The following is a 4,742-nucleotide window of genomic DNA, read 5'->3' as shown; positions in this document are numbered from 1 at the left end:
GTTGCCGCAGCACGAGCTGATCGTGGCGGCCATCGTGGCCCACGACCCCGCGGCGGCGCAGACGGCCATGCAGCAGCATCTGCGCAGCGTCGCCAAGGCCCTGGAGGCGACCGACTGACGGGTCCCATCACGACCCACCCACATCGGGAGGGTCGCCGACCTCCCGCCCCGCACCCCCAGTGACCGCGCCGTCCCCATCGGGCGCACGTACACCAACCGCGCCGTCCCCAACGGCAGCAGTCGCGGCGCCTGCGCCGTCGCCCTCCAGGCCCGCGCCCACCGCGCTGGACGCCCCGTTCTCCTGCCTGGCCGTCGTGCCGCCGGCGCGGAACTCGTGCCGCGCGTTCACGCCCCTCTGCCCGGACTCGCCTCCTCAGCCGGAGCGCCGGCGTCCGTGAGGCGAGCGTCACCGACATCGCCGCCGTCGCCAGGGACGGGCTGCACCTGGGTGCGGCTCACCCGTTCCAGGGTGGCGGCCGTGGCGGCGGTCATGCCGTAGGGCACCCCGAGCGACTCCAGCATCCGGGTGGCGGCGTGCATCTCGTGCACCCGCCGCAGGCTGTGCTGCCCCGCCCCCTCCAGCAGCCGCCTCACGAACCGCTCGTCGGCCCCGGTCACCGTCTCCAGCAGGTGATCCCAGAACCACTCCCCCAGCCCGGCCGCCTCGGCAGCGCGCTGAGACTCCATGATCAGCGCGCTCAGCCCCTTCACCAGCACGCTCCGCAGCAGCTTGCGCGCGGCCGCGTCCCCGGGCGCGCCATCGATCGGCGTCACGTCCATGCCGTGGTGGCCGGCGAAGGCGGCGAACGGCTCCGCGCCACCCCCGCTGGCCAGGATCGGAGTCGCGAGCCCCCGCAACGGGATGGGCGCCATGATCGCACCGTCCACCGCCGTGGCACCCGCCGGCTCCACGAGCTCGGCGATCCGCCGCTTGTCACCCGGCGCGCCGGTGGAGAGGTCGGCGTAGAGCGCACCGGGTTTGAGGTACGGGCGGGACTCCTCGCACGCGGTCACGCTGTCGGCGCCGGTGGTCACGGCGATCACGATGTCGGCCCCGCGAACGGCATCGGCGTTGCACGCCACCAGGAACGTGCCCCCGGCGGACGCCCGCCCCACCGCATTCGCCAGGCCGTGCAGGTGCGCCGGCGAGCGTTCCGCAGCAGGCGCGGGCGGGGAGGCGGGGTCGTAGACACGTAGGCGCACCCGTGGGGCGAGGCCGTGGGCGAGGACGCGGCCGACTTCGCCGTAGCCGAGCAGCGCCACCTGGGGTCCGTCCATTGGGCATCCTCTCCACTCGAACCTGCCGCCGTATCGTTGACAATATTGTCGATCCTCATCCTCCGCCAGCTCCATCTCTGGCGCTGAAAGCAGATTGCCGATGAAACTGTTGACAATCAGTCCGCCCGCTCGTAACGTCAGCGCGTGACCTCGGCAAAGACCCGCACCCTCCTGGTGATCAGCGCCCACGCGGGCGACTTCGTCTGGCGCGCCGGCGGCGCGATAGCGCTCGCGGCCGGGCGCGGCGAGCGCGCCAAGGTGGTCTGCCTGAGCTTCGGCGAGCGTGGCGAGTCGGCGAAGGCGTGGCGGGCCGGCCGCACGCTCGACGAGATCAAGGCGATCCGCCGCGAGGAGGCGCAGAACGCCGCCGCGACGCTGGGCGCCGAGATCGAGTTCTTCGACGCGGGCGACTACCCCCTGGTGGAGAGCCCGGAGCTGGTAGACCGGCTGGTGCGGGTCTACCGGGAGCTGGAGCCCGACGTGGTGCTGACCCATCCGCTGGCCGACCCGTACAACGGCGACCACCCGGCGGCGGCCCGCATGGCGTTGCAGGCACGCGTGCTGGCGCAGGCCGCGGGCTACGACGCGCCCGGCGAGCCGCTCGGCGCGCCTCCCGTGTTCTTCTTCGAGCCGCACCAGCCCGAGCAGTGCGACTTCAAGCCCGACGTGCTGCTCGACATCACTCCCGCCTTCGACAGGAAGCGCAAGGCCATGGAGTGCCTGCCGGCCCAGCAGCACATGTGGGACTACTACACCGACCTGGCCAAGCGCCGCGGGGTGCAGCTACGCCGCAACGCGGGCCCCAACCTGGGCCTGCCGCACGACACCGTGGGCGAGGCCTACATGCGGCTGTATCCGCAGGTGACGGACGTGCTCGCGTGAGGCATGTAGTCGTCACCGGCACTCCGCGGGCGAGCCTCGACCGGATCGACGCCCTGGCCGCGTACGGCGTGGCGACCGTGCACGAGGCGCTCGGCCGCACCGGCTACCTGGGGCCGGGGTTGCGTCCCGCGTGGCCCGGGTCCAGGACGGGCGGCAACGCGGTCACGGTGCTGTGCTGGCCGGGCGACAACCTGATGATCCACGTCGCGGTCGAGCAGTGCCAGGAGGGCGACATCCTGGTCGTCACCACGACCTCGCCGTCCACCGACGGGATGTTCGGGGAGCTGCTCGCCACGTCGCTGCGATCTCGCGGGGTGCGCGGGCTGGTGATCAACGCGGGCGTGCGCGACGTCGCCGAGCTGCGGGCCATGGGCTTCCCCGTGTGGAGCGCGGCCGTAAGCGCCCAGGGCACCGTGAAGGCGACCCCGGGTGCGGTCAACGTGCCCATCACGGTGGGCGGGCAGCTCGTACGGCCCGGCGACACGATCATCGCCGATGACGACGGGGTGCTGGTGGTCCCGCGCGCCGACCTGGAGCGGGGCATCGCCGCGGCCTCCGCCCGGGCCACCAAGGAGGCCGCCGCACGGGAGGCGTTCGCCAAGGGCGAGCTGGGTCTCGACCGGTACGGCCTGCGCGAACGACTGCCCGCTTTCGGCATCTCGTACGTGACGGCCGACCAGTACGACGGGCCGGGGGCGGCGGGACGAGAAGACGCGGGCGAGCTGGAGCACGGTGACCATGGCTCGGCGTGACGGCGACGGAACTCATGCGAACGGCCCCCGACGTGACAGCGACGCGTAGGGGCGAAGGGCTCGACGCGGTGGTGGCCGCATGAGGCGGATGGCCCGACACGGCGGTGGCGGGCATGAGGCGAAGAGCTCAGCGCGACGGTGGCGGCATGAGGCGGATGGCTCGGCGTGATGGTGGTGGTGGGGCATGGGTGGGTTTGACGATGGCGTGCGGTGCATGCTGATGCGTGGCGGCACCTCCAAAGGCGCCTACTTCCTGGCCGACGACCTCCCCGGCGACCCCGAGGAGCGGGACGATCTGCTCCTGCGCATCCTGGGCAGCCCCGACCCGCGCCAGATCGACGGCATCGGCGGCGCGCACTCGCTCACCAGCAAGGTGGCCGTGGTGTCGGCCGGCCCCGAGCCGGGCGCCGACCTCGACTACCTCTTCCTGCAGGTCGGCGTGGACGAGCCGATCGTGTCCGGGCGGCAGAACTGCGGCAATCTGCTCGCCGGAGTGGGCCCGTTCGCCGTCGAGCGCGGTCTCGTCCGCGCGGGACGCGACGACACCGAGCTACGCATCCGCCTCCTGAACACCGGCGGCATCGCCACCGCCCGCTTCCCCACCCCCGGCCGCCGGGTCTACTACCGCGGCGGCACCGCCATCTCCGGTGTCCCCGGCACGGCGGCGGCCGTGGTGCTCGGGTTCGAGAACACCGCGGGCTCCAGCACGGGCCGGCTGCTGCCCACCGGCCGCGAGGTCGATGTCATCGACGGGGTCGAGGTGACCTGCGTCGACAACGGCATGCCGGTCGTCGTGGCGGCGGCGGAAGACTTCGGCATCACCGGCTACGAGTCCTACGAGACGCTCGCGGCCGACGAGGAGCTGCGCGAGCGCGTGCAGTCGCTGCGCATTGAGGCCGGGAAGCTCATGGGGCTGGGCGACGTCGCCGAGGACGCCGTACCCAAGACCACGCTGGTGGCCCCGCCCAGGGACGGCGGCGCGCTGTGCACCCGTACGTTCATCCCGGTCAGGCCGCACACCGCGATCGGGGTGCTGGGCGCGATCAGCGTGGTCACCGCCGCGCTGCTGGAGCACGGCGTGGCCGGGCGCCACGCCCGCCTGCCCGAGGGCCCTCGCGTGGACGTCGAGCACCCCACCGGCCACCTGCAGGTCGAGGTGGAGCTCGACCTGTCCACCAGCCCGCCGACCGCGTTGAGGGCGGCGAACGTACGGACCGCGCGCAAGCTCTTCGACGGCACGGTCTTCCCACGCCCCCGGGCGGTCCCGGCCCCCGGGCACTCGCCGCGCCCCGGGCCTTCCTCGAGCACACGAGTCGACGGAGGATCGCATTTGTGAACGCCCTGCTGCACGACATCGCCCACATCGGCCACGTCGAACTGCTCACCCCCGAGCCGGAGCGGAGCCTGTGGTTCTTCACCGAGATCCTCGGGATGACGGCCAACGGCCAGGACGGCGACTCGGTCTACCTGCGCACGTATGACGACTACGAGCACCACAGCGTGACCCTGACGGCGCACCACACGTCAGGCATCAGCGTGACCGCGCTGCGGGCGAGCAGCCAGGAGGCGCTCGAGCGCAGGGTGCTAGCGATCAAGGACGCCGGCCGCGGCATCGGCTGGCGCGACGGCGAGCCCGGCCGCGGCCCGACATACGCCTTCCACGACCCCGACGGCCACGAGCTGCGTATCTACTGGGAGTCGCAGTGGTACGAGGCGCCCGAGGAGCTGCGTCCCGCGCTGAAGAACCAGCCACAGGCGTTCCCCGGCCGCGGGGTGGGCGTGCGCCGCCTCGACCACGTCAACTTCCTGGCCGCCGAGGCCGCGGCCAGC

At 72.8% G+C, this 4,742-nt stretch carries 7 protein-coding genes; 5 read left to right on the top strand and 2 right to left on the bottom strand.

What is annotated here, in order from left to right; genetic code table 11:
- The first annotated feature begins 1 nt into the window (after nucleotide 1).
- Nucleotides 2–118 (top strand): FCD domain-containing protein, encoded by a 117-nt coding sequence (locus tag AB0J09_RS56515; RefSeq protein WP_360710901.1) that lies wholly within the window; start codon nucleotides 2–4, stop codon nucleotides 116–118.
- A 9-nt stretch (nucleotides 119–127) separates the two neighbouring features.
- On the opposite strand, the gene AB0J09_RS56510 is transcribed toward AB0J09_RS56515, so the two are convergent.
- Together AB0J09_RS56510 and AB0J09_RS56505 are read right to left on the bottom strand one after the other, a co-directional pair.
- Complete coding sequence (locus tag AB0J09_RS56510) at nucleotides 128–349, bottom strand: hypothetical protein (RefSeq protein ID WP_360710898.1); 222 nt, start codon at nucleotides 347–349, stop codon at nucleotides 128–130.
- On the bottom strand, nucleotides 346–1,278 hold the full coding sequence (locus AB0J09_RS56505) for a DUF1932 domain-containing protein (RefSeq protein WP_360710895.1): 933 nt from the start codon (nucleotides 1,276–1,278) through the stop codon (nucleotides 346–348). The genes AB0J09_RS56510 and AB0J09_RS56505 overlap by 4 nt, the downstream gene beginning before the upstream one ends.
- Nucleotides 1,279–1,422: 144 nt before the next feature.
- Here AB0J09_RS56505 and AB0J09_RS56500 point away from each other — a divergent pair, with 144 nt between their 5' ends.
- The 4 genes from AB0J09_RS56500 to AB0J09_RS56485 form a co-directional block, all read left to right on the top strand.
- On the top strand, nucleotides 1,423–2,160 hold the full coding sequence (locus AB0J09_RS56500) for a PIG-L deacetylase family protein (protein WP_360710892.1): 738 nt from the start codon (nucleotides 1,423–1,425) through the stop codon (nucleotides 2,158–2,160).
- Entirely contained in the window at nucleotides 2,157–2,912 is a 756-nt protein-coding gene (locus AB0J09_RS56495) for a 4-carboxy-4-hydroxy-2-oxoadipate aldolase/oxaloacetate decarboxylase (RefSeq protein WP_360710889.1), read from the top strand. Before AB0J09_RS56500 ends, AB0J09_RS56495 begins: the two co-directional genes overlap by 4 nt.
- A gap of 214 nt (nucleotides 2,913–3,126) precedes the next feature.
- Entirely contained in the window at nucleotides 3,127–4,248 is a 1,122-nt protein-coding gene (locus tag AB0J09_RS56490) for a 4-oxalomesaconate tautomerase (protein ID WP_360710886.1), read from the top strand.
- Nucleotides 4,245–4,742: VOC family protein (locus AB0J09_RS56485; protein WP_360710883.1), on the top strand; the 498-nt coding region annotated here is incomplete at its 3' end. The genes AB0J09_RS56490 and AB0J09_RS56485, both read left to right, overlap by 4 nt.

The organism is Nonomuraea sp. NPDC049784, assembly GCF_040659615.1.
Lineage (GTDB): Bacteria > Actinomycetota > Actinomycetes > Streptosporangiales > Streptosporangiaceae > Nonomuraea.
Note: the sequence above shows the minus strand (reverse complement) of the source record. Positions and strands in the feature narration are given on the sequence as shown.